This window comes from Corynebacterium sp. (genome assembly GCF_052107835.1).
In the GTDB taxonomy this organism is placed as follows: Bacteria; Actinomycetota; Actinomycetes; order Mycobacteriales; family Mycobacteriaceae; genus Corynebacterium.
Genome location: NZ_JBQEDF010000008.1, coordinates 51600 through 75984, shown reverse-complemented (window position 1 = coordinate 75984; position 24385 = coordinate 51600). Strand labels below are relative to the sequence as shown.

General features: G+C 69.7%; 14 protein-coding genes. 11 read left to right on the top strand and 3 right to left on the bottom strand.

Annotated elements, in window-relative coordinates:
- Positions 1-5 precede the first annotated feature (5 nt).
- From ACTIL2_RS03580 to ACTIL2_RS03570, 3 genes are read right to left on the bottom strand one after another with little or no spacing between them, the layout of a single operon-like run.
- A complete protein-coding gene (locus ACTIL2_RS03580) occupies positions 6-791 on the bottom strand; it encodes an ABC transporter permease (RefSeq protein ID WP_442336082.1) in 786 nt (261 codons plus the stop codon).
- On the bottom strand, positions 788-1585 hold the full coding sequence (locus ACTIL2_RS03575; protein ID WP_442336081.1) for an ABC transporter permease: 798 nt from the start codon (positions 1583-1585) through the stop codon (positions 788-790). The genes ACTIL2_RS03580 and ACTIL2_RS03575 overlap by 4 nt, the downstream gene beginning before the upstream one ends.
- Complete coding sequence (locus tag ACTIL2_RS03570) at positions 1582-2577, bottom strand: ATP-binding cassette domain-containing protein (RefSeq protein WP_442336080.1); 996 nt, start codon at positions 2575-2577, stop codon at positions 1582-1584. The genes ACTIL2_RS03575 and ACTIL2_RS03570 overlap by 4 nt, the downstream gene beginning before the upstream one ends.
- A 168-nt stretch (positions 2578-2745) precedes the next feature.
- Here ACTIL2_RS03570 and ACTIL2_RS03565 point away from each other — a divergent pair, with 168 nt between their 5' ends.
- From ACTIL2_RS03565 to acpS, 11 genes are all read left to right on the top strand, one after another.
- Positions 2746-4029 carry an aminotransferase gene (locus ACTIL2_RS03565; RefSeq protein WP_442336079.1) on the top strand — a complete coding sequence of 428 codons (1284 nt, stop codon included), beginning with the start codon at positions 2746-2748 and terminating at the stop codon, positions 4027-4029.
- Positions 4026-4652, top strand: coding sequence for a hypothetical protein (locus ACTIL2_RS03560; protein WP_442336078.1), 627 nt, complete (start codon positions 4026-4028; stop codon positions 4650-4652). The genes ACTIL2_RS03565 and ACTIL2_RS03560 overlap by 4 nt, the downstream gene beginning before the upstream one ends.
- Positions 4653-4682: 30 nt before the next feature.
- A complete protein-coding gene (locus ACTIL2_RS03555; RefSeq protein WP_442336077.1) occupies positions 4683-7166 on the top strand; it encodes a DNA polymerase III subunit gamma and tau in 2484 nt (827 codons plus the stop codon).
- A gap of 88 nt (positions 7167-7254) precedes the next feature.
- A complete protein-coding gene (locus ACTIL2_RS03550; protein ID WP_442336076.1) occupies positions 7255-7569 on the top strand; it encodes a YbaB/EbfC family nucleoid-associated protein in 315 nt (104 codons plus the stop codon).
- Positions 7570-7580: 11 nt separating this feature from the next.
- On the top strand, positions 7581-8225 hold the full coding sequence (gene recR / locus ACTIL2_RS03545; RefSeq protein WP_442336075.1) for a recombination mediator RecR: 645 nt from the start codon (positions 7581-7583) through the stop codon (positions 8223-8225).
- A gap of 182 nt (positions 8226-8407) precedes the next feature.
- Positions 8408-8821, top strand: coding sequence for a DoxX family protein (locus tag ACTIL2_RS03540; protein ID WP_442336074.1), 414 nt, complete (start codon positions 8408-8410; stop codon positions 8819-8821).
- 144 nt (positions 8822-8965) lie between these two features.
- Positions 8966-10612, top strand: a complete 1647-nt coding sequence (locus ACTIL2_RS03535) for a GMC oxidoreductase (RefSeq protein WP_442336073.1) — start codon at positions 8966-8968, stop codon at positions 10610-10612.
- A gap of 416 nt (positions 10613-11028) precedes the next feature.
- The gene (locus ACTIL2_RS03530; protein ID WP_442336072.1) at positions 11029-12948 is read left to right on the top strand and encodes an acetyl/propionyl/methylcrotonyl-CoA carboxylase subunit alpha; all 1920 of its coding nucleotides are present in this window, start codon (positions 11029-11031) and stop codon (positions 12946-12948) included.
- Positions 12945-14483 (top strand): acyl-CoA carboxylase subunit beta, encoded by a 1539-nt coding sequence (locus ACTIL2_RS03525; protein WP_442336071.1) that lies wholly within the window; start codon positions 12945-12947, stop codon positions 14481-14483. Before ACTIL2_RS03530 ends, ACTIL2_RS03525 begins: the two co-directional genes overlap by 4 nt.
- Positions 14484-14512: 29 nt before the next feature.
- A complete protein-coding gene (locus tag ACTIL2_RS03520; RefSeq protein ID WP_442336070.1) occupies positions 14513-23893 on the top strand; it encodes a fatty acid synthase subunit beta domain-containing protein in 9381 nt (3126 codons plus the stop codon).
- Positions 23890-24351, top strand: coding sequence for a holo-ACP synthase AcpS (gene acpS, locus ACTIL2_RS03515; RefSeq protein ID WP_442336069.1), 462 nt, complete (start codon positions 23890-23892; stop codon positions 24349-24351). Before ACTIL2_RS03520 ends, acpS begins: the two co-directional genes overlap by 4 nt.
- The last annotated feature ends 34 nt before the right edge of the window (positions 24352-24385 follow it).

The following is a 24385-nucleotide window of genomic DNA, read 5'->3' as shown; positions in this document are numbered from 1 at the left end:
GGGAGTCACCGCGGACGACGGGCCGCCACCGCCAGCAACACGATGCCGAGCACCGTGATCCCGCCCAACCAGAGCAGTGCCGGGACCACGGAACCGCCGTGTCCGGCACACGCGTTCATCGCCTGGACTGCGGCGCTCAGGGGGTTGGCCTCCACGAAGCCCCGCATGTAGCCGGGGAATCCGTCGGCGGGCATGAAACCCGTGTTGAAGAACAGCAGGGACATCATCACCGGTAGCGCGGCAACGGTGGCCTCGGGCGTCTTCGCGATCATCCCCACCCACGTCAGCATTGAGCTGAATGCCAGGGCGACCAGCGCCGCTAGGCCCAGGATGCCCAGGATCCCCGGGACGGCCCCTGCGACCGTGGACGTCCCCATCCGGTAGCCCATCGCGAAGCCCACAGCCAGGATCAGCGCCGCAGCCACCGTCCCGCGCAATGTCTCGGCGAGGACCCGGCCGACCAGGGGTGCCGCCACCGGCCCGGGCAGCGTCCTGAACCTCTGCAGCAACCCCTCCTGCCGCTCGGTGACAAGGCCCGCGGCGCTGGATGCACCGGCGAACATCGGCCCGGTGCTCATCATCAGCGGCACCAGGCCCTGGATGGCCGGTTGGCCGGTGGCCATCTCGATGGCGTTGCCGAACATGAAGGTGATGACCACCAGCATGCCGACCGGCATGCCGATGCTCTGGACGAGGATCCCCGGGGTCCGCGACCAGCCGCGGAGGTTCCGTCCGGCATGGACGGTCACAGTGGTGACAGTGGTGACAGTGGCGACGGCGGCGGTGCTCATGGCGTCCTCCTGAAAGCGCGGAACGACAGGAACCCGCCCAGCAGGATGAGCCCGGCCACCCACGCGCTCGCTGCCCAGAACGTTCCGGCGGAGACCGTTCCGGTGGACGCCTGGCGCAGGAGTTCCCCGATCACGGACACCGGCAGGGCCTCGATGACCGGTGCCGCGCCAGAGGGCAGGGTCCCGGCGGGGACGTAGGACGTGGACAGCATGATCAGGGGGATACTGACCGCCTGCAGGATGGATGCCGCGGATTCCGGGGTGGACGCTGCCAACGCGATCCCGTCGTAGACCAGCGACGCCGCGGTCGCGACGCCGGTGACCACCACCAGGTAGATCGCCAGGTCCAGCCCGCCGCCCTGCCACCGGAAGCCGAGCACCGCCCCGAGTGCGGAGACGACGGCGACGGACATGACCGCGCGGACCAGGTCGGCGATGAGCCGCCCGAGCACGGGTGCGGCGGTGGGCACCGGCGAGGCGCGCAGCCGGTCATTGATGCCGCTGGTCTTGTCCACGCCGATGGCCATCGCCGAGCCTCCGGCGGTGAACAGGATCGCCTGGATGCTCGCCGCCGGGACCAGGTACTGGGCGTAGTCGATGTCATTGGCCTCCATCACCGTGGAGAAGACGATGTAGAGGGAGACCAGGAACAGGCCGGGGATCACCGTCGCGCTGATCATCGAACCGGTGTTGCGAAGGATGCGCCGGACGTTGCGGGCGGCCAGGGCCGTGGTTGCCCCGGCCAGGGTGGGGGACCGGGGGACCGTCACTCCCGTGGACACTGCCGTCGTCATTGCGCACCTTCCCCGGTGAGGGCGAAGAAGACGTCGTCGAGGGAGTGGCTGCCCATCGTCATGCCGGACACCTCGATGCCGGACGCCCCGACCGTCTGCATGACCACCGCGGCGGTGCGTGCACCGTCGGTGAGGGGGACGGCGACCGTTCTCCCGGTGGATTCCCCACCGCGTCCGTCGTCCTCTGGCTCACCGCCGTGGAGCCGTGCATCCCACGCCTCCAGCTCCGTGGCGAGCCTGTGCAGGTCACCGGGATCCTCCGGGGTGAGCAGCAGTTCCGTGGGGCCGAGACGGTCCTTCAGCTCCTCGGCCGTTCCCTCGGCGATCACACGCCCGTGGTCGATGACCACGATGCGGTCCGCCAACCGGTCGGCCTCCTCCAGGTACTGGGTGGTCAGCACAATGGTCACCCCCTGGTCGTTGAGGGTGCGGACCACCTCCCAGAGTTCGGTGCGGGCGTGGGGGTCGAGGCCGGTCGTCGGCTCGTCCAGGAAGAGCACCTCGGGCACGGACATCATGGACACGGCGATGTCGAGGCGCCGGCGCATGCCCCCGGAGTACGTCCTCACCAGGGATCCCCCGACGTCGGCGAGGCTGAGGCGGTCGAGCAGGTCATCGGCACGCGAGCGTGCGTCCCGCCGGGTCAGCCCGCGCAGGCGACCGAACAGGACAAGGTTCTCGCGTCCGGTGAGTTCCCCGTCCACCGCGGCGAACTGCCCGGTCAGGGCGATGCAGTCGCGGACGCGGGCAGGGTCGGTGGTGACGTCGTGCCCGGCGACCGTGGCGGTGCCGGAGTCGGGGCGTTCCAGGGTGGACAGGACGTTGATCGCGGTGGTCTTGCCCGCACCGTTGGGACCGAGGAGGCCAAGGACCTCACCCCGGTTGACGTGCAGACTCAGGGTGTCGAGGGCGGTGACGCTGCGGGTCGTCCTGCCGCGCCCGGAGTAGGTCCTGGTCACCGAATCCATTCGGACGATGGGAGTCTCGGACATGCGGATCCCTTCAGCACGGAAAACAATGAATATGCGTCATTATTAGGGTTGCCTAGAGTGGAGGTGATGTCAAGGGGCAGTGGTGCCCCGGGCCCTGTCCGTCCGCACCCCTGCGCACTACACTTGACCCGGACACACCTTCCGACGTCGAGGAGGTCCTCCGGGACTATGAAGCTCACCCACGCCAACACCGATCTGCTGCGCACTCTCGCCACCCTGAAGAGTGACGCCGAAGCGTCCTACCAGGAACTCAAGGACCGGAACCTGAAGCTCGACCTCACCCGCGGAAAGCCCTCGTCGGAGCAGCTCGATCTGGCGGAACCCCTGCTCAGTCTGCCCGGGAGCGACTACCGCACCGGCGATGGCGTGGACACCCGCAACTACGGCGGCGGCGACGGCATCAGTGACATCCGGAACCTGTGGGCAGAGGTCCTCGGCATCGACCCGTCCCTGCTGATTGCCGCGGACGCGTCGAGCCTGAACATCATGTTCGACCTGGTCTCCTGGTCGGTGACCTTCGGCAACAACGACTCCGAGCAGCCCTGGGCCGCGGAGGACACCCTCAAGTGGATCTGCCCGGTGCCCGGCTACGACCGCCACCACACCATCACGGAGACCTTCGGCTTCGAGATGCTCACCGTCCCCATGAACGAGGACGGCCCCGACCTGGACGCCATCCGCGAGCTGGTCAAGGACCCGCAGGTCAAGGGCATGTGGACGGTGCCGGTGTTCTCCAACCCGACCGGCTACTCGGTGAGCCGCGAGGTCGCCGAGGGCCTGGCCTCGATGGAAACGGGGGCCCCGGACTTCCGCATCGTCTGGGACAACGCCTACGCCGTCCACACCCTCACCGACGAATTCCCCGAGATCCTCGACATCGTCTCCATCGCCGCGGAGCAGGGGCACCCGAACCGTGTCTGGGCGTTCTCCTCGACCTCGAAGATCACCCTGGCCGGTGCCGGGGTGGCGTTCTTCAACTCCTCGAAGGAGAACCTGGACTGGTACCGCAGTACCGCCTCGGTGCGCGGCATCGGTCCGAACAAGGTCAACCAGCTCGCCCACGCCCGCTACTTCGGCAGTGCCGAGGGGGTTCGCGCGGTAATGCGGAAGCACTCCGGCATCCTCGGCCCGAAGTTCCGTGCGGTCACCGACATCCTGCAGCGGCGCCTCGGCGACCTGGGCATCGCCGAGTGGACGAACCCCGAGGGCGGCTACTTCATCTCGGTCGACCTCATCGACGGGACCGCCACCCGGGTGGTGGAGCTGGCCAAGGAAGCCGGCATCGCCCTCACCGGCGCCGGGGCGACCTTCCCTCTGAAGGACGACCCGGACAACCGCAACATCCGGCTCGCACCGTCCATGCCCCCGCTGGACGAGGTGGAGGTCGCCATGGACGGGGTGGCCACCTGCATCCTGCTGGCCGCGATCGAGGCAGCGGAGGCGCAGGCGTGAATCTGGAGGAGACACGGTACTGGCTCTCCGACCTGCTGCCCGGCGAGGCGGAGATCACCCACCGCCGGGTCAACGTCGGCTTCCCGGAGTTCAACGTCGCCTCACTGGAGATCGGTGGCGGCCCCGACGGCTCCGCCGCCGAGACCGTCGGTGCAACCCTGGATGCCGCCCGGATCGAACCTGATCTCGTCACCGACGGTGGTGCTGACCTGCGTGTCGAGTACATCACCGTCACCAGCGGGCACAGCCGTGCCGCGCCTGACCTGGTGACGGCCGCGGCGACGATGATCGCCAAGGACCCCCACCAGCACTCGCCGCAGCCCGGCCTGCTGCTGCCGAAACTGGGGTGGCACGTCGACGAGACGATGACGGCGCTGCACGGTCTCCTCGTCCCGCCGTTCCTCTGGGAGGACGGCGTCCCGAACGTCCACGAGGAGAACTTCGGCGGACGCCACGGCGGTGGGGACTACCACGAGTACACCCACCCCGGGCGGATGACGGTGTTCGCCCAGCTCGTGATGCTCACCGAGGACGAGTACAGGGTCGCGGTAGACGGGGGCCCGGCGGCGGTGCAGCAGATGCTGGCGAGCTCGTCGGTGAACCTCAACGACGTATGGCGGTAATGTGTCCGCCCCGCCTTGTAGGCTAGGCCCGTGGCTCTTTACAGGAAGTATCGTCCGGCGACGTTCGCCGAGGTCGTGGGGCAGGAACATGTGACCGAGCCGTTGTCGACGGCTCTGGACAGCGGGCGGATCAACCACGCCTACCTGTTCTCGGGGCCACGCGGCTGCGGCAAGACGTCCTCGGCACGGATCCTCGCACGCTCGTTGAACTGCGTGCAGGGACCGACGTCGACGCCGTGCGGGGAGTGCCCCTCCTGTCAGGCGCTGGCACCCGGCGGCCCGGGAACGCTGGACGTCACCGAGCTGGACGCGGCGACGCACAATGGTGTGGACGATATGCGGGAGCTGCGCGACCGCGCGTTCTATGCGCCGGCGGAGTCCCGCTACCGGGTGTTCATCATCGACGAGGCCCACATGATCTCGCAGGCGGGGTTCAACGCCCTGCTGAAGATCGTGGAGGAGCCGCCGGAGCACCTCATCTTCATCTTCGCGACCACCGAGCCGGAGAAGCTGCTGCAGACCATCCGGTCGCGCACGCACAACTACCCCTTCCGTCTGTTGACACCGCCCGCGATGCGGGGACTGCTCGGCCGGGTGTGCGAGGAGGAGCACGCCGATATCGAGGATTCGGTGTACCCGCTGGTCATCAGGGCGGGTGGTGGCTCTCCGCGTGACTCACTGAGCATCATGGACCAGCTGCTCGCCGGTGCCGGCACCGGGGGCGTGACCTACAGCCGGGCGGTTGCACTGCTGGGCTTCACCGACACCGCCCTGATCGACCGGGCGGTGGACGCGCTGGTGGAGCAGGACCAGGCCGGGTTGTTCGGCTGCGTCAGCGACGTCATCGACGCGGGCCATGATCCACGCCGCTTCGCGATGGACCTGCTGGACCGTTTCCGTGACCTGCTGGTGGTCCAGGCGGTGCCGGACGCCTTCGACACCGGCCTGGTGGACGTCCCGGCGGACCAGCGGGACGCGTTGGTCGCACAGGCCGGGAACCTGGGCCAGGCGACATTGACCCGGTGTGCGGCGCTGGTGAACGAGGGACTGGCCCAGATGCGTGGGGCGACGGCACCGCGACTGCTGCTGGAGATCCTGTGTGCCCGGATGGCGCTCCCCGCGGCGGGCATGACGGTGGAGGCCCTGGCGCAGCGGGTCGAGGCCCTCGAGGCCGGCGGCACTGCCGGGGTGACCGCTGGATCCGGCTCCGGCGGTGCACCGGCGTCCGGGTCGGGTCGCGTCTACGTGCGGAAGTCACAGCGTGAGGCGCGGGCTGCAAGGAGCGATCAGGATGCTGCGCCCCAGGCCCAGCCTGCTGAATCCCCTCAGCCTGCCGAGACTGCTGGCCCCGCTGAGCCCGCCGTGTCCCCGACCGCGGAGCCGGCGGTTGCGGAGACGTCCCCTGCCGCAGACAACACGCCTGCACCCGCGGAGACCCCGGTGGCCGCTGGAGACACCCCTGCTGAACCAGCGCACCCCGAGGAACCCGGGGAGGATTCCCGCCGCTCCGAGGCCGAACGGGCGAGGGAGATCATGCGCCGTCGGCGCCAGCCTGCTGCGTACCCGCAGCAGCCCGAGCCACCCGCTGAACCGGAACCGGAACCGGAAGCAGAGCAGGAGCAGCAGCCGCAGTCCGAACCCGAGCCGGAGCCCGAGCCCGACTCCGAGAACCAGTCCGAACCGGCAGCGGCACAGGATCCCGCCGCGGGCCAGGTTGGGCATCCCGTCGAGAAATGGGACGAGATTCTCGGGGTGGTGAAGGAGAACAACCTGGCCGCCTGGATCGCCGCCCGCGACGCGACCGCCGCCGAGGGGGCGACCGGTCCCGACGGCGAACCGACCATCGACCTGACCCACCACACCGGTGCCCTGGCGAACTACATCAACGATCCGGAGCATGCCGCTGTCTACTCCCGGGCAGCCCAGCAGGTCACTGGTGCGAACATACAGTTCAGGGCCCATGTCGGTGGTGGATCCCGACCCTCCCCCGCAGCCCCGGCGGCACAGGGGACCACCGCCCAGGGGCCGCCGGGAAAAGCTGAGGCTGCGGCTGACCCGCAGCCGGAACCAGCGCCTGAACCAGCACCCGACCCCGAACCGGTGGCCCCTCCCGCCGCGGTCGCACAGGAGGCTCCGGCCGCCCCGGCACGTCCGGCCCCGGACAGCGGCAGTGAGCAGCTGACCGGGTGGCGCGCGAGGAAAGCGAAGTTCGACGCGCGGAAACAGGCGCAGCAGGGAGGACCATCCCACCCTGCCAGCGGTGACCCCGGGTTCGACGGCGTTCCACTGCCCGAGGAGCCGTCCGAACCCTGGGACGATGGTCCCGGTGACCTGGGCGGTCCGGGCAATGTCCCACCCGACCCCGACACCTCCCGCACCATGGACCGTGCCGAGGCCGAGGAGGCCATGGCCCAACTCGACGACCCCTCGTCGTCGAACATCGACCACCGCAGTGCCCTCGAGATCGCCGGCGCACTGATCGAGGATCAACTGGGTGCCGAACGAACCCGGTAATCCCCGGTAGACTCGCCTGCGAGCAGCACCAGACAACCGCACCGGATCAACCGCAACTGACACGTCCCGATTGAAAGGACCCGAGAAAATGAGCCAGCCCGACATGAACGACATCATGGCCCAGGCACAGCAGATGCAGCAGCAGCTCCAGGAGGCCCAGGCCGAGATCATGGCCTCCACCGTCGAAGGAACCTCAGGCAATGGCCTGGTCAAGGTCTCGCTGCGCGGTTCCGGGGAGGTTGAGGGCCTGACCATCGACCCCTCCGTCGTCGACCCCGAGGACGTCGAGACCCTCCAGGACCTCGTCATTGGCGCCTACCAGGACGCCGGCGAGAACCTCAAGAAGCTCTCCGCCGAGCGCATGGGCCCGCTGTCCCAGGGCCTCGACGGCCTCGGCTTCTAGGACGGACGCGCGTGTTCGAAGGTCCCCTCCAGGACGTCATCGACGAGTTCTCCCGGCTTCCCGGAGTGGGGCCGAAGAGCGCCCAACGCATCGCCTTCCACCTGCTCCAGGCCGAACCCGAGGACCTGGACCGGCTCACCGGTGCGCTGTCGAGACTCCAGAACGGTGTGCGGTACTGCCGCATCTGCCACAACGTGTCCTCCGAGGAGGTCTGCCGCATCTGCGCGGACTCCTCGAGGGACGCGGCCCTGGTGTGCGTCGTTGAGGAATCGAAGGACATCCAGGTCATCGAGCGCACCGGTGAGTACGACGGGCGTTACCACGTGCTCGGCGGGGCACTCGACCCGCTCAACGGTGTCGGGCCGAAGGAACTCAACGTCACCGCCCTGGTCCAGCGCATCGGTGGACGGGTCGACGACGTCGCCACGGCCGATGGGGAGATCCCGGACCCACCGGAGATCACCGAGGTGATCATCGCCACCGACCCGAACACCGAGGGGGAGGCCACCGCGTCCTACCTGGGCCGCCTGCTCAAGGAGTTCCCCGGGCTGACCGTCTCCCGGCTGGCCTCCGGTATTCCCATGGGCGGCGACCTGGAGTTCGTCGATGAGCTCACACTGTCGCGGGCCTTCGAGGGACGCACGGCGATCCGCTGAAGTCTCGGGCACCGGCGCGCTGCCCCGGTGCACGCGGTCACTAACTTTCCGACGGCAACCCCACAGGACGGTCCAACCATCCTGTGGGGTTGCCCTCGGAAAGTAAGTGACCCTGGTGCCGGGCGGCAGGGAGTCCCGTATTCCGGAGCCGTACAGCCATGGTGGCCGGTAGCGTGGGATGGATGGACAACAGGACCACAGAGGACACCAGGGACAACCAGGACGGAAGCGTCAGGGACACGATCCGCACCGCGGTGTGGGCGACCGTCTTCGGAGGCGCGGGTGTCCTGCATTTCGCGCAGCGGCGGTTCTTCGACGGCCTCGTCCCGGAGGAGCTCCCGGGTGAGAGGAAGTACTGGACCTGGGGGAGTGGGGTCCTGGAACTGGGGCTCGCCGCCGCCATCGTGATCCCGGGGACCAGGGCCGTCATCGGGACACCCGCCGCCTGGTTCCTGGCGGGGGTCTGGCCGGGCAACATCAAGATGGCCCTCGACTGGCAGCGGAGTTCCCGCACATCCATGCTGATGAAGGTCGGGGCCTGGGCCAGGGTGGCCGCGCAGGTTCCGATGATCGCGTCGGTGCGCAGGTTGCGGTAGGTCCGCAAAGGGGGTGGCGGTCAGGGGAAAACGGGGGGACCGCCGGGCAGCAGATCCGCTATTCGGGGCCGCGGACACCTTTGGTAGTGATAGAAAAATTGTAGCTGGATGAACCAGTTCCCCATCACCTGACCAGAGGACCCCGTGAACTCTCCCCACCGTCCCATCCACCGCACCCCGTCCCGCCGCCAGTTCCTCATAGGGTCGGCGGCCCTCGGGATCTCCTCCGTTCTGGGGTCCCTCGGCGCCCAGGCGTCGGCCCAGTCGTCGTTCCCCGAGGGGTGGCCGGAGGCGGACACCGGCAATGCGCCCACGGTCGAGGAGCGGCACAAGGTCATTGTCATCGGCTTCGGGTTCGGTGGAGGGGTGTCCGCCCTCCGGTTGGCGGAGGCAGGTGTCGAGGTCACCGTCCTGGAGCGGGGACGCCGCTGGGAAACGGGACCGAACGCGACGACCTTCCCCTCGCCCTCGAGTCCGGACAAGCGGATGCTGTGGCACCGCTCGGCCCCGCAGCTGTTCGGCAGGCATTTCCCCGTCGACCCCTACGTCGGGATCCTCGAGGCCGTCGCCACCCCCACCATGTCCGCCCTGTGTCCCACCGGGCTCGGCGGAGGGTCGCTGGTCTACCAGGGCATGTCCCTGCAACCGACGAAGGAGGTCTTCAACGCGACCCTCCCGGAACAGCTCGACTGGGACCTGCTGGACCGCGTCCACTACCCGCGCGTGGCGGAGATGCTCGACCTGGCGGTCTGCCCGGACGACATCGTGGAATCCGCCCCCTACAAGGTCACCCGCGTCTTCGCCCAGCGGTGCCGGGACGCCGGCCTGGAGCCGGAGAAGATCCCCATGCCCATCGACTGGGACTACGCCCGCCGGGAACTCCGTGGCGAGATGACACCGTCCTACATGGACGGCAGCGGTGCGATGGGTGTGAACAACGGCGGCAAGCACTCCGTGGACGTCACCTACATCGCACAGGCGGAGGCGACGGGCAAGGCCACCGTCCGCACCCACACCGAGGTCACAGACGTGGAGCGTGCGAAGGACGGGACGTGGCGGGTGCACGCACTGCACACCGACGACAGCGGGCACGTCCTGGAGAAGCTCGTCCTGACGGCGGACTCGGTGGTCATGGGTGCCGGCAGCGTGAACACCACCCGTCTGCTGATGCGGGCGAAGCACACCGGCACCATCCCCGACCTTCCCGACCAGCTCGGTGAGGGCTGGGGCACCAACGGTGACCGCATCTACGTGTGGACCGACCCCACCGCCGGTTTCGGTGCCGTCCAGGGCGGGCCGGTCGTCTACGGCACCAAGCAGTGGGACGATCCGGCCCACGCCCACACCGTGATCCAGGCGTCCATGCCGGGCATGGGGGCGGACATCCACTCCACGATGATGGTTGGCTTCGGCGTCAGTGACAGGCGGGGTGCCTTCCGCTGGAACGAACAGGCGAGGACCGCCGACCTGCACTGGCCGGCGAACGGTGACCGGGAACTGATCGAGAACCACATCCGGCCGACCGCCGACCGGATCATCCGTGCCGGGGGAGCACCGGGCGTGCTCTCCGACACCAACGAGGTGGTGAACTCCACGTGGCACGCACTCGGCGGGGCGTGCATGGGGACGGTCTGTGACCTGGAGGGACGGGTCAAGGGCCAGGACGGTCTCTACGTACTGGACGGGGCCCTGATCCCGGGGACCACGGCGGCCTGCAACCCCTCGATGACCATCGCAGCGGTCGCCGAACGGGCGATGGATGCGGTCACGCCGGAGATCGCCGCGCGGTAGTTTCCGGCGGTCCCCGGTAGTTACGTTTGGTCGATGACCATCTGGTGATCACTATGTGGTTAAACCTGTCCCGATACAGTGACGCGGGACACAAAACTGCAGGGACGGCGACACGCGGATCGCTGAACGGGGGTAGCAGAAGTGTGGGTCGGGGGGCACGGGTGAACGCCGGCCAAAACATTCCTTGACCTACATGAAGTTCTGTGGGGGTCAGAACCGTCCCGGTGGGGAGCGGGGGTGAGACATATATACGGACACAACACCGCGAAACCGTGATTCCAGCTCGGGTTCCTATTGTTCGTCACTATTCGCGCGAATCAAGCCCGGCATTCCCGGGGGTCATCCGGAGAGGAACCCCCGGGCATCAGCATGCCAGTCGCGAACCGTCCCATCCGCATTAAGTCGTTAGGAGCCCGATGCCGTCCACCATTCTCGTGGCAAACCGTGGCGAAATCGCCGCACGAGTCGTCCGAACCGCCCGCGACCTGGGTTTGCGTTCCGTCGCCGTGTACTCCGACCAGGACATCGACTCACCAGCCGTGGCCCTGGCCGATGACGCCTACTCCCTGGAGGGCACCACACTCCAGCAGACCTACCTGGACGTCGCCAAGATCATCGACGTTGCTCAGCGCTCCGGGGCCGACGCCGTCCACCCCGGCTACGGGTTCCTCTCGGAGGTCCCCGACGCCGCCCAGGCCGTCGCCGACGCCGGTCTGACCTGGATCGGCCCGAGCGCCGACACCATCCGCCAGCTCGGCGACAAGATCAGTGCCCGGCGCACCGCCCTGGCCGCCGGGGTCTCCCCGGTCCCCGGCACGACCGACCCGGTCGGCTCGATGGAGGAGGTCGAGGATTTCGTCAGGGCCCACGGCTACCCGATCGTCCTGAAGCGCTCCGACGGAGGCGGTGGCCGCGGCATCGAGGTCATCCGGAACGAGGACGCCCTCAAGGCCTTCGGCGCCGGCCACGCCATGGCCGGCGGTGACCTGGACAAGTTCTTCATGGAGCGGTTCATCATCTCCGGACGCCACATCGAGACCCAGTGCATGCGGGACTCCCACGGCAACTTCAACGTGGTCACCACCCGCGACTGCTCCGTGCAGCGCCGCCACCAGAAGGTCATCGAGGAGGCCCCCGCCCCCGACCTCCCCGAGGGCGCGGAGGAGACCCTGAGGACCTGGTCCGAGGCCCTGTTCAACCACACCGGCTACGTGGGCCTGGGCACCTGCGAGTTCATGCTCACCGAGGAGGGCGAGCTGTTCTTCCTCGAGGTCAACCCCCGCCTGCAGGTCGAGCACACCGTCTCCGAGGAGGTCACCGGCCTGGACCTGGTCGAGGCCCAGCTGACCATCGCCGACGGCGGCACCATCCCGGAGGTCCCGGAGGTCCGCGGCCACTCCATCGAGCTGCGCATCACCTCCGAGGACCCGGCGAAGGACCTCACCCCCACCGCCGGCAAGATCAAGGCCCTGGACTGGCCGGCCGGCCACGGGGTCCGCATCGAGACCGGTGTACGCCTCGGCGACAAGGTCTCCCCGGAGTTCGACTCGATGATCGCCAAGCTCATCGTCACCGGCCCGGACCGTGCCCGCGCGATCTCCCGCGCCCGCCGTGCCCTGGCGGAACTCGACATCCAGGGCATCGCCACCTCCACCCCGGTACTGGACCTGATCATGGCCCACCCGGACTTCAACGGCACCAACAACTTCGGCGACCTGCGCGTGCGCACCCGCTGGCTGGAGACCGAGTTCCTTCCCCGGATCGACCTGGAGAACCTCGCACAGCCCGGTGCCGGGGACGAGGAGGCCGACGCCGACAGCGGCATCGCCGCAGCGCTGCGTACCTTCACCGCCCAGATCGACGGACGCCGCCACCGCATCACCCTGCCGGAGGGGCTCGCCGGGTTCGGCGCGATGATGTCCTCCGGCCTGAGCAGCATCGGCGACAGCATCAGCGGTGCCGGGAACTCGGGACGCCGCAGCCAGCCGCGCCGTGGCTCACGCCGCCGCGGCGGCAACGGTGACGGGGCGGGAACAGCCGCCACCGGCGACGCCCTGGCCGCCGACGGGGGCCTGCAGTCCCCGATGCAGGCCATCGTGGTGCGCATGGGTTGTGAGCCCGGCACCCAGGTCAACGAGGGGGACGTCGTCATCGTCCTGGAGGCGATGAAGATGGAGAAGTACATCCACGCCCCCGCCACCGGAACCGTGGCGTCGATCGACGTCGCCGTCGGCCAGAACGTCAACGCCGGCGAGTGCCTGCTGCACATCGACGCAGCAGCGGACACAGCCGCAGCCGCAGAGGACACCGAGAGCACCGAGGAGGCACCGCAATGACCGCCGCTGAACGAACCACCGTCGACTACAACGCCCTGGCCGCCGCCGCCGACGAGAAGGCCCAGAAGTTCCAGCACGCCAAGGGCAAGCTGACCGCCCGTGAGCGCATCGACATGCTCTGCGACGAAGGGTCCTTCGTCGAGCACGGCCGCTTCTTCGGCGGCGATCCGGCGAGCGGTTTCCTCGGCTCCGCCGTCGCCACCGGCTTCGGCACCATCGACGGCCGCACCGTGGCGATCTACTCCCAGGACTTCTCCGTCCGGGGCGGCACGCTGGGCCACGTCGAGGGCCAGAAGATCACCGACCTGATTGACCGCGCCATCGCCGAGCGCGTCCCCTGCTTCAGCCTGCTGGACTCCGGCGGAGCCCGGATCCAGGAGGGCGTCGCCGCACTGTCGTCCTACGGCCGGATCTTCCGCAAGTCCTGCGAGGCCTCCGGGTTCATCCCGCAGATCTCCCTGATCCTCGGCCCCTGCGCCGGTGGCGCGGTGTACTCCCCGGCACTGACCGATTTCGTGATCATGCCGCGTGAGCGTGCGCACATGTTCGTCACCGGCCCGGACGTGGTCAAGGCGGTCACCGGCGAGGTGATCAGCCTGGACGACCTCGGTGGCGCGCAGATGCACAACAGCGTCTCCGGTGTCGCCCACTACCTCGCCGAGGACGAGGAGGACGCGATCGACTATGCCCGTGCCCTGCTCAACTACCTCCCGCAGAACTGCAACGAGCCCACCCCCTCCTACGACTACGTGGCGTCCGACGAGGACACCCAGGCCGCCCGCGGTGTCGGTGACATCGTCCCGGTCGACAACCGGATGCCCTACGACGCGGTCGAGGTCATTGAGGCGCTGGTCGACCACGGCGAGTTCGTGGAGGTCCAGGAGCACTGGGCGAAGTCCATGGTCATCGGTTTCGCCTGCATCGACGGCAAGCCCGTCGGCATCGTCGCCGACCAGCCCATGCACAACGCCGGCACCCTGGACGTCGAAGCGTCGGAGAAGACCGCCCGCTTCGTGCGCTGCTGCGATGCCTTCGGCCTGCCCGTCGTCACGCTGGTGGACGTCCCCGGCTACCTGCCCGGCGCCGACCAGGAACGCGCCGGCATCATCCGCCGCGGCGCCAAGGTCATCTACGCCTACGGCAACTGCACCGTCCCGGTGGTCACGATGATCACCCGCAAGTCCTACGGCGGCGCCTACATCGTGATGGGTTCCAAGGGCATCGGCGCGGACTTCGCCTTCGCCTGGCCGGACGCCGAGATCGCCGTGATGGGTGCCGAGGGCGCCGTCCAGATCCTGCGCCGCCGCGACATCGCCGCCGTCCCCGACGAGGAGAAGGTGGAGTACACCAAGCAACTCGCCGACGAGTACGCCGCGGAGAACATCAACCCGAACTTCTCCGTCGAATCGGGTGAGATCGACCGCATTGTCGCTCCCGCCGACACCCGCGACACCATCGCCTCGGCCCTGCGCGCGCTGCGTACCAAGGACCGCGACCGCCGCCACTTCAAGTACCACTCCAACGGGCCCCTGTGACCGGCACAGACAGTAAGGACTTCACCCACATGACTGACTCCTCCAGCTCCTCCAGCTTCCTTACCCGCCTGAACGGCGGCAGCGACAGCTCCAGCACCCACCATCTCGCCCTGCTGTTCGGCGGACAGGCCACCCCGTGGCGCCCCGCCGCCGCGCAGGTAGCCGAGGACCCCACGCTCGCCGCCGAGGTCCGGGAACTGATCACCGCGTCGGACGCGCTGCTCGCCCCGGTCGCCGCCACCGTCACCGCGGCCACCGCCGGCCCGCTGACCCTCGAGCGCCTCGCCGACACCTCCGCCTCCGGACCGGTGTCCGCCGCGCTGTCCGTCCCCGGCATCACCGCCGTGCAGTTCACCCAGCTCTCCGCGCTGCGCTCCGCCGGCTTCGACGCCGCTGCCGCCGTCGCCGCAGGCCGCGCCACCGCACTGGGGCACTCCCAGGGCGCCCTCGGTGCCGCGCTGGTCACCGGCGGGCAGGACGCCACCCGGGTCTTCGCCATCGCGCGTCTCATCGGCGCCGCCGCGGCCCGCACCACCCGCTCCCACGGCTTCGCCGTCGACGAGACCACCCCGATGCTCTCGGTCCGTGGCCTGGAACGCGGCCACCTGGACTCCGTCATCGACGAGGCCGGCGTGGACGTCCAGGTCGCGATCCGCAACGGCCACCGCCGCTTCATCCTTTCCGGTGCCCCCGACGACCTCGGCGTTGTCGAGCAGACCGTCCTGACGCTGGGGGAGAAGGACTCCGCCGAGCTCGCCGCGAAGGCCCGCGGCGGTGCCCCGCTGTCCCCGCAGACCGAGTACCTCGAGGTCACGGTTCCCTTCCACCACAGCTCCATGGAGCCCGCCGTTGCCCAGGTCATCTCCTGGGCCGAGGCGTGCGGACTCCCGGTCGTCGAGGCCGAGTCCCTGGCCCGGGCCGTGCTCACCGACCACGTCGACTGGGTCTCCCGGATCGCGGACGCCCACGACCAGGGCACGTCCTGGTTCCTGGACCTGGGTCCCGGCACTGTGGTGTCCCGCCTGTCCGCCGACCTCATCGAGGGCTCCGGTGCAGGCATCGTGGCGCTCGGCACCCTCGACGACATCGACGAGCTGGCCGCACCGTCCTCCCCGGAGGACGACCCGGCCCGCACCGTCGACTGGTCCTCCTTCGCCCCGCGCCTGCTGGACCTGCCCACCGGCCAGGCCGTGGAGACCGCGTTCTCCCGCCTGACCGGACGCTCGCCCGTCCTGCTGGCCGGCATGACCCCGACCACCGTCGACCCGGAGATCGTCGCTGCGGCGGCGAACGCCGGCTACTGGGCCGAGATGGCCGGCGGCGGCCAGGTCACCGCCGAGGTCTTCGACCACAACCTCACCAAGCTCAAGGGACTGCTCGACCCGGGCCGGGCCGTGCAGTTCAACGCCATGTTCATGGACCGCTACCTGTGGAACCTCCACTTCGGCGGCCAGCGCGTGGTCTCCAAGGCCCGTGAGTCCGGCGCCCCGCTGGACGGCGTGGTCATCTCCGCCGGCATCCCCGAGCCCGACGAGGCCCCCGAGGTCATCGGCGCGCTGCGTCAGTCCGGCTTCTCGCACATCGCGCTGAAGCCCGGCACGGTCAACCAGATCCGCGCGGGCCTGGGCATCGCCCGCCAGATCGAGGACACCGGCACCAGCATCATCCTGCAGGTCGAGGACGGCCACGCCGGTGGCCACCACTCCTGGGAGAACCTCGACGACCTGCTCACCGCCACCTACGCCGAGATCCGCCGCCAGAGGAATGTGGTGCTCTGCGTGGGCGGCGGCATCGGCACACCCGAGCGCTCCGCCGACTACCTCTCCGGTGACTGGTCGAAGGCACTGGGCCTGCCCGCCATGCCGGTCGACGGCGTGATGGTCGGTACCGCGGCCATGACCGCCAAGGAAGCCAAGACCACCGACGAGATCAAGCAGCTGCTCGTCGACACCCCCGGGGTCGCCGACGCGTCCGGTGCGGCCTTCACCGCCCCCAACGGCGGCTGGATCTCCCCGGGCAACTCCGCCGGCGGCGCGACCTCCGGCCTGTCCCACCTGCGCGCGGACATCCACGAGATCGACAACTCCGCGGCGAAGTGCATGCGCCTGATCCAGGAGGTCGGTGGATCCCTGGAGGCCGTCAACGCGCGGCGCGACGAGATCATCACCGCGCTGGACAAGACCGCCAAGCCCTACTTCGGCGAGCTGGAGGAGATGACCTACGCACAGGTCGTGCGCCGCTTCGCCGAGCTGAGCTTCCCGTGGGTCGACCCGTCCTGGCTGAAGCGTTTCCAGGAACTGCTGCAGCGCGTCGAGGCCCGCCTCACCGACACCGAGCACGGCCCGGTCGAGACCCTCTTCCCAACCGAGGAGTCCGCGCAGGACCCCGAGGCCGCGGTCGCGACGCTGGTCGCCGCCTACCCTTCCGCCGAGGTCGACACCCTGACCCCGCTGGACACCGCCTGGTTCATCGCACTGTGCCGCAAGTACCCCAAGCCCATGGGCTTCGTCCCCGCCATCGACGAGGACCTGCTCGCCTGGTGGGGCAAGGACTGCCTCTGGCAGGCCCAGGACGACCGCTACTCCGCCGACCAGGTGCGCATCATCCCCGGCCCGGTGTCCGTCTCCGGCATCACCACCGTCAACGAGCCGGTCGCAGACCTGCTCGGACGGTTCGAGAGCGCCTGCCGCGAACGGGTGGCCGCCGCCGCGGAGCCGACGGGACGTCACTCCCTCAGCGAGGACACCGCCCCCGTCTCCGCGTGGTCGCGTCTCGCGGATGCGCAGGACGTCGCGTCCTACCTGCAGTCCGTGCCCTACATCTCCTGGACCGGGCACCTGATGGACAACCCGGCGCACGTCATCGACGCCGACCGCTTCGACCTGGTCGTCACCGACGACGGCTCGGACGGCTCGCCGGTGAAGGTCACCATCGACCTGCACCTGGACACCGCGTGGGACAACACCGCCGCCGGTTCCGGCGACAACCTCGTCCACGCCGTGCGTTCCCTCCCCGTGCCGCTGATCCTGGACACCTCCGCGTCCACCGGCGCCCTGCCGGTCGTCGACGAGGAGAAGCTGCCGGACACGATGTACGGCCTGCTCGCCGGCACCGCCGGTGTCGGCAACCGCTCGGTCACCGGCGACGACATCACCGCCATGCCGGTGATGACCGACTCCGAGCGCTCCGAGTTCGGCGAGGCCCACTACAGCTACACCCTGACCCCGAACCTCGGTGCCGAGCACGCCGGCGTCACCGGGGACGGCCTCGGCGACCTCTCGGAGGTCGGCGGCGGCTCGCACCGCGCGACGATTGTGCCGGACGCCCTGCTGGGCACCAACTGGCCCGCGATCTACGCGGCCCTGGGTTCGGCGATGGTCAACGACTACCCCGTGATCGAGGGCCTGCTCAACGCCGTGCACCTGGACCACACCGTGGCCCTGGAGGTCCCGGCGGAGGAGATCGCCGAGCGTGCCGACCGTGCCACCCGTGCCGGGAACCCGTTCACCGTCAACGTGACCAGCTGGGCGGCCAGCATCGAGGAGTCCTCCTCAGGCCGCGTCGTCACCGTGCACCACATCATGCACGACGACGCCGGTGAGTACCTGGGACGGCAGACCGAGCGCTTCGCCATCCGCGGCCGCGCCTTCGGCACCACCCCGCCGCCGGAGCCGGCCCTGGCCGGAGGCACCGGCGCGGAGATCACCGACACCCCGCGCTCCACCCTGCTGCGCACCAAGGTCTACGCCCCGGCCGAGATGACCCCGTTCGCGTGGGTCTCCGGCGACTTCAACCCGATCCACACCTCGCACGTCGCCGCGAAGGTCGCTGGCCTGCATGCACCGCTGGTGCACGGCATGTGGCTCTCCGCGACCGCGCAGCACGCCGCCTCGGCCGCTGGTTCCGGCCACCACATCACCGGCTGGACCTACCGCATGTTCGGGCTGGTGCAGCTCAATGATCCGGTGGACATCCAGGTCGAGCGGACCGGCCGTGTCGCCGGTGGCGGACTGATGCTGGAGGTCACCTGCCGCATCAACGATGAGCTGGTGTCCCAGGGCACCGCCGTGACCGCCGCGCCGACGACCGCCTACGTGTACCCCGGCCAGGGCATCCAGGCCAAGGGCATGGGCCTCGACGAGCGCAGCGCGTCCAAGGCCACCGCCGAGGTGTGGGAGCGCGCCGACGCCCACACCCGTGCGACGTTGGACTTCTCCATCCTCACCGTGGTCCGGGACAACCCGACCTCGCTGACCGCCAACGGCGTGACCTACCACCACCCGGACGGCGTCCTGTACCTCACGCAGTTCACCCAGGTCGCGCTCGCGACCCTGGCGCTGGCGCAGACCGCGCGGCTGCGTGAGGCCGACGCCCTGGTCGCCGACGCCTACTACGCCGGGCACTCCCTCGGCGAGTACACCGCCCTGTCGGCCTACGCCGGCACCATCGAGCTGGAGACCGTGCTGGAGGTCGTGTTCCACCGCGGATCCACCATGCACCACCTCATCCCGCGCGATGCGCAGGGCCGGTCCGACTACCGTATGGGCGCGCTGCGCCCCAACCAGTTCGGCGTCGACGACGAGCACGTCGTCGAGTACGTGGAGGGTGTCGCCGCCGCATCCGGTGAGTTCCTCGAGATCGTGAACTTCAACCTGGCCGGCGAGCAGTACTCCGTCGCCGGCACCGTCGCCGGGCTCGCCGCCCTGGAGGCGGACGCGAAGAAGCGCACCGCCGCCGCCGGCGGCAAGGGCTCGTTCATGATGGTCCCGGGCATCGACGTGCCCTTCCACTCGCGCGTCCTGCACCCCGGGGTGCCCGACTTCCGCGAGAAGCTGGAGGGCCTCCTGCCGGAGCGGATCAACTACGAGATCCTCGTCGGACGCTACATCCCGAACCTCGTCGCCCGCCCCTTCGAGCTCACACCCGAGTTCGTGGAGTCCATCCTGACGGTCGTCCCGGCCGAGCCCGCCCAGGCGCTGCTGGATGACTGGGACGGCCGTACCAGCACGGAGGAGGGGCGTGCCCAGGCCGCCCGCGTGCTGTTCATTGAGCTGCTGTGCTGGCAGTTCGCTTCCCCGGTGCGCTGGATCGAGACCCAGGACCTGCTGCTGGCGTCCGACCGCCTGGACATCGACGAGCTCGTCGAGGTCGGCCTCGGCGCTTCGCCGACGCTGTCGAACCTGGCGACCAAGACCCTGAAGCTGCCGCGGTTCACCGGTGCGGACGTTGCCGTGCGCAACGTCCAGCGCGACGAGAAGCTCGTCTACAACACCGACGTGCAGAGCATTGAGGCACCGGCGGACGAGAGTGGTGCGGGCACGGTCGAGGCCGCTTCCGTGCCCACCGGCGACGCCGCCTCCCACGCCGAGCCGGACACCTCCGCGCCGTCCTCGTCCGTGCCGGAGCCGGTGGTCGAGCCGATCAACGAACCGACCGCCGCCACCGGTTCGGTGGCCCCGGCCGGTTCGGTGGAGCGTCCCGCGGACCTGCCGTACAAGGCGTCCGACGCGATCAAGACGCTGCTGGCCTACGCCAACAAGCTGCGTCCGGAGCAGATCGGTGGTGCGGACACCACCGGTACCCTGACCAACGGTGTGTCCTCGCGGCTGAACCAGCTGCTCATGGACATCTCGGCCGAGCTGGGCCTGTCCAGCGTCGAGGGTGCGGCCGAGGCGGACGTGACGACCCTGTCCGCCACCGTGGACGCCGCGGCCCACAACTACTCCGCCTTCGGGCCGGTGCTGGCGGAAGCCGTCAAGGACCGCCTGCGCAAGCTCTTCGGAGCCGCCGGCGCCAAGGCCACGGCCATCGCCGACCGGCTGACCGGTACCTGGGAGCTCGGACCGGGGTGGGTCGACCACGCCACCGCGCAGATCCTGCTCGGCTCGCGTGACGGCGCATCCTCCCGCGGCGGCGACCTCGCCACCCTGGCCACCTCCGCCACCTCCATGGCGGACGTCAACGGCATCATCGACGAGGCCGTGACCCAGGTCGGAGCCGCCCACGGCATCCCCGTGGCCATGCCCACCGCAGGTGGTGCAGGTGGCGGCACCGTGGACTCCGCCGCGCTGGACGCCTTCGCCGACGAGGTCACCGGTGAGGAGGGTGTGCTGGCCGGCCTGGCCCGTCACCTGCTGCACGACCTGAACCTGGACGTGCCGGAGTCCAGCTCCCTCTCCGACCCGGAGGCCGACGAGACCGCGGCGATCCTGCAGTCCGTCAGCGAGGAGCTCGGCGCCACCTGGCCGACGCTGGTCACCCCGGTGTTCGACGAGGCCCGCGCGATCCTCATCGACGACCGCTGGGCCACCGCCCGTGAGGACATCCACCGGCTCGCCGCCGGGGAGTCCCTGGCGGAGACCGTGAGCTTCCGTGGCACCGGTGAGACCGTGGCCAAGCACGCCGACCTGCGTGCGGCCCGCGCCGAGGTCGAGGACGACGCGTCCGCCGCGGAGCGTTTCCGCGCCATCGCGGCCGAGGCCCGCCTCAGCGGTGCAGAGGCCGACGGCGACTTCGCCGGCCAGGTCGCCGTGGTCACCGGTGTGACCCCGGCGTCCATCGCCGGTGGCGTGGTCGGGGACCTGCTTGCCGAGGGCGCGACGATCGTGATCACCGCCTCGCGGATCGGCCCGTCCCGCCTGGAGTTCATCAAGAAGCTCTACCGAGAGCGCGCCAACAACGCCGCGAAGATCTGGCTGGTGCCGGCGAACCTGTCGTCCTACCGCGACATTGATGCGCTGGTCGACTGGATCGGCAACGAGCAGACAGAAACCGTCGGTTCCGACCGGAAGCTCATCAAGCCCGCCCTGGTGCCCGACCTCTTCCTGCCGTTCGCCGCACCGTCGGTGACCGGCACCGTGGAGGACGCCGGCGGAAACGCCGAGACCCAGGCCCGCCTGCTGCTGTGGAGCGTGGAGCGGTCCTTCACCGCCCTGTCCCGCATCGGCCACGAGGCCAACCTGGCCCACCGCCTGCACGTGGTGCTGCCCGGTTCCCCGAACCGCGGCACCTTCGGCGGCGACGGCGCCTACGGCGAGACCAAGGCCGCCTTCGACGCCATCTGCAACAAGTGGTCCAACGAGCCGTGGGGTGAGCGCGTCACGATCGCCCACCCGCGGATCGGCTGGGTCTCCGGCACCGGCCTGATGGGCGGCAACGACCCGCTGGTCGATGCCGCTGTCGAGGCAGGCGTCCGGGTGTGGACCCCGTCCGACATCTCCGGTGAGCTCGTCCGGCTGTGCACCTCCGAGATCCGCGCCGCCGCGGGCATCGGTCCGGTCGACGCCGACCTGACCGGTGGACTGGACAAGATCAACCTCACCGAACTGCGTGAGCAGGCCCTGGCCGAGGCGGCGGATGCCCCGGCGTCCGCACCCGCCGAGGACGCGGGGCAGCCGGTGACCGTCAATGCCCTGCCCTCCCCGGTGCGCGTCTCCCAGCCCGTCGGCGCCGACTACAGCGACGGCACCGACTGGGGCGAGGTCTCCACCGACCTCGAGGACATGGTCGTCATCGTGGGCCTCGGCGAGGTCAGCGCCTGGGGCTCCGGACGCACCCGCTTCGAGGCCGAGTACGGCATCCAGGCCGACGGATCGGTCGACCTGTCCGCCGCCGGTGTGCTGGAGCTCGCCTGGATGACCGGCCTGCTGACCTGGAAGGACACCCCGGTCGCCGGCTGGTACGACGCCAAGGGCGAGATCGTTCCCGAGGAGGAGATCTTCACCCGCTACCGTGATGAGGTCGCCGCCCGTGCCGGCGTGCGCACCTTCGTCGACGATGTCGCGCTCGAGGACCTGAAGACCCCGCAGGAGGTCGAGATCTTCCTCGACCGCGAGGTCACCTTCGCGGTGGACTCCGCCGGGGATGCCGCGTCCTTCGTCGAGACCGACCCGGACTTCACCCGGGCGAACCTCAACGAGGAGACCGGTGAATGGTCCGTGACCCGCCTGCCGGGTGCACGGACGCGTGTTCCCCGCCGGGCGACGCTGGCCCGCAAGGTCGGTGGCCAGTTCCCGACGGACTTCGATCCGTCCCGCTGGGGTGTGCCCGCCTCGATGATCGAGGCGGTGGACCGCATCGCGATCTGGAACATGGTCTCCGCGGTGGACGCCTACCTCTCCGCCGGCTTCTCCCCGGCAGAGATCCTTCAGGCCGTGCACCCGTCCGACATCGCCATGACGCAGGGCACCGGTTTCGGTGGCATGACCTCGATGCGCAAGCTGTTCGTGGACCGGTTCCTGGAGGAGGACATCCCGTCCGACATCCTGCAGGAGACCCTGCCGAACGTCGTCGCCGCGCACACCATGCAGTCCTACGTGGGCGGTTACGGCTCGATGATCCACCCGGTGGGTGCCTGCGCCACGGCGGCAGTGTCCGTCGAGGAGGGCGTGGACAAGATCATGCTCGGCAAGGCCGAGTTCGTGGTCGCCGGCGCGACCGACGACATCAATGTGGAGTCCATCAGCGGCTTCGCGTCGATGAACGCGACCGCCGACTCCGACAAGATGGCCGGCAAGGGCCTCAACGAGCGCTTCTACTCGCGTGCCAACGACCGTCGCCGCGGCGGCTTCGTCGAGGCGCAGGGTGGCGGCACGATCCTGCTGACCCGCGGTTCGGTCGCGGCGAGGATGGGTCTGCCGGTGCAGTCCGTGGTCGGGTTCGCGGCGTCCTACGCCGACGGTGCGCACACCTCCATCCCGGCCCCCGGCCAGGGTGCGTTGGGCGCGGCGCGCGGCGGCACGGAGTCGAAGCTGTCGACGTCGCTGGCGTCCCTGGGTGTGTCCGCCGATGACATCGCCGTGGTGTCCAAGCACGACACGTCCACCAACGCCAACGACCCGAACGAGTCCCGCCTGCACACGCGCCTGGCTGGTGCGATGGGCCGTACCGAGGGCAACCCGATGTACGTCGTCTCACAGAAGACGCTCACCGGGCACGCCAAGGGTGGCGCCGCCGTGTTCCAGACCGCGGGTCTGGGCGACATGTTCCGTACCTCCAGGCTCCCGGCGAACCGTTCGCTGGACTGCGTGGACCCGGAGATGGCGTCCGCACCGAACCTGGTGTGGCTGCGCGAGCCGCTGCAGCTCAACCGCACGATCAAGGCGGGTCTGCTGACCTCGCTGGGCTTCGGCCACGTGTCCGCGCTGCTGGCGCTGGTCCACCCGGAGGCCTTCCGGGTGGCGGTCGAGTCGCAGCTCGGTGAGTCCGCCGCGTCCGAGTGGGTCGAGCGGGCATCGGCGCGGTTGCGTGCCGGTGTGCGCCGCCGTGAGGCCGGGATGCTCGGTCACCGGGCCCTGTTCGAGGAGATCGACCACCGCCGCTTCGCCGACGGAGTCGACATCGATTCCGCTGAACCGGACATGCTGCTCGACCCGGCCTCCCGTGCCGGTGAGGACGGACTGTTCCGGTGACGGCTCCCGGTGGCTCCGTACTCGGCATCGGCGTGGATGTCGTGGATATCCCGTCCTTCGCCGACCAGCTGGAGCTGCCGGGCTCGAAGTTCGCCCGGTCCTTCAGCGGGGCCGAGCGGCGTGCCTGCCGGAAGCTCGCGGAGACCAGTGGGAACGAGGCCCAGCACCTTGCGGCCCGGTGGGCGGCGAAGGAGGCCTTCTACAAGGCCTGGACCTTGGCCGGTGCCGGGGACGAGATCCCCGGTGCCCGCATGGACTGGTCGCAGATCGAGGTCGTCAAGGACCGCTGGGGCAGGCCGTACATCCGGCTGCATGAGCCGTTGGCGTCGATTGTCTCCGGTGCGCTGTCGCGGGAGTTCGGCGACGGTTCCCCGTCCGGCCACGCCGTGTGGCACCTGAGCCTCTCGCATGACGGCCCGGTCGCCCAGGCCTTCGTGGTCGGGGAGTGGCGGCCGTAGGGGTGCGTGCCCCCCTCACAGCGGCACCCGGCGT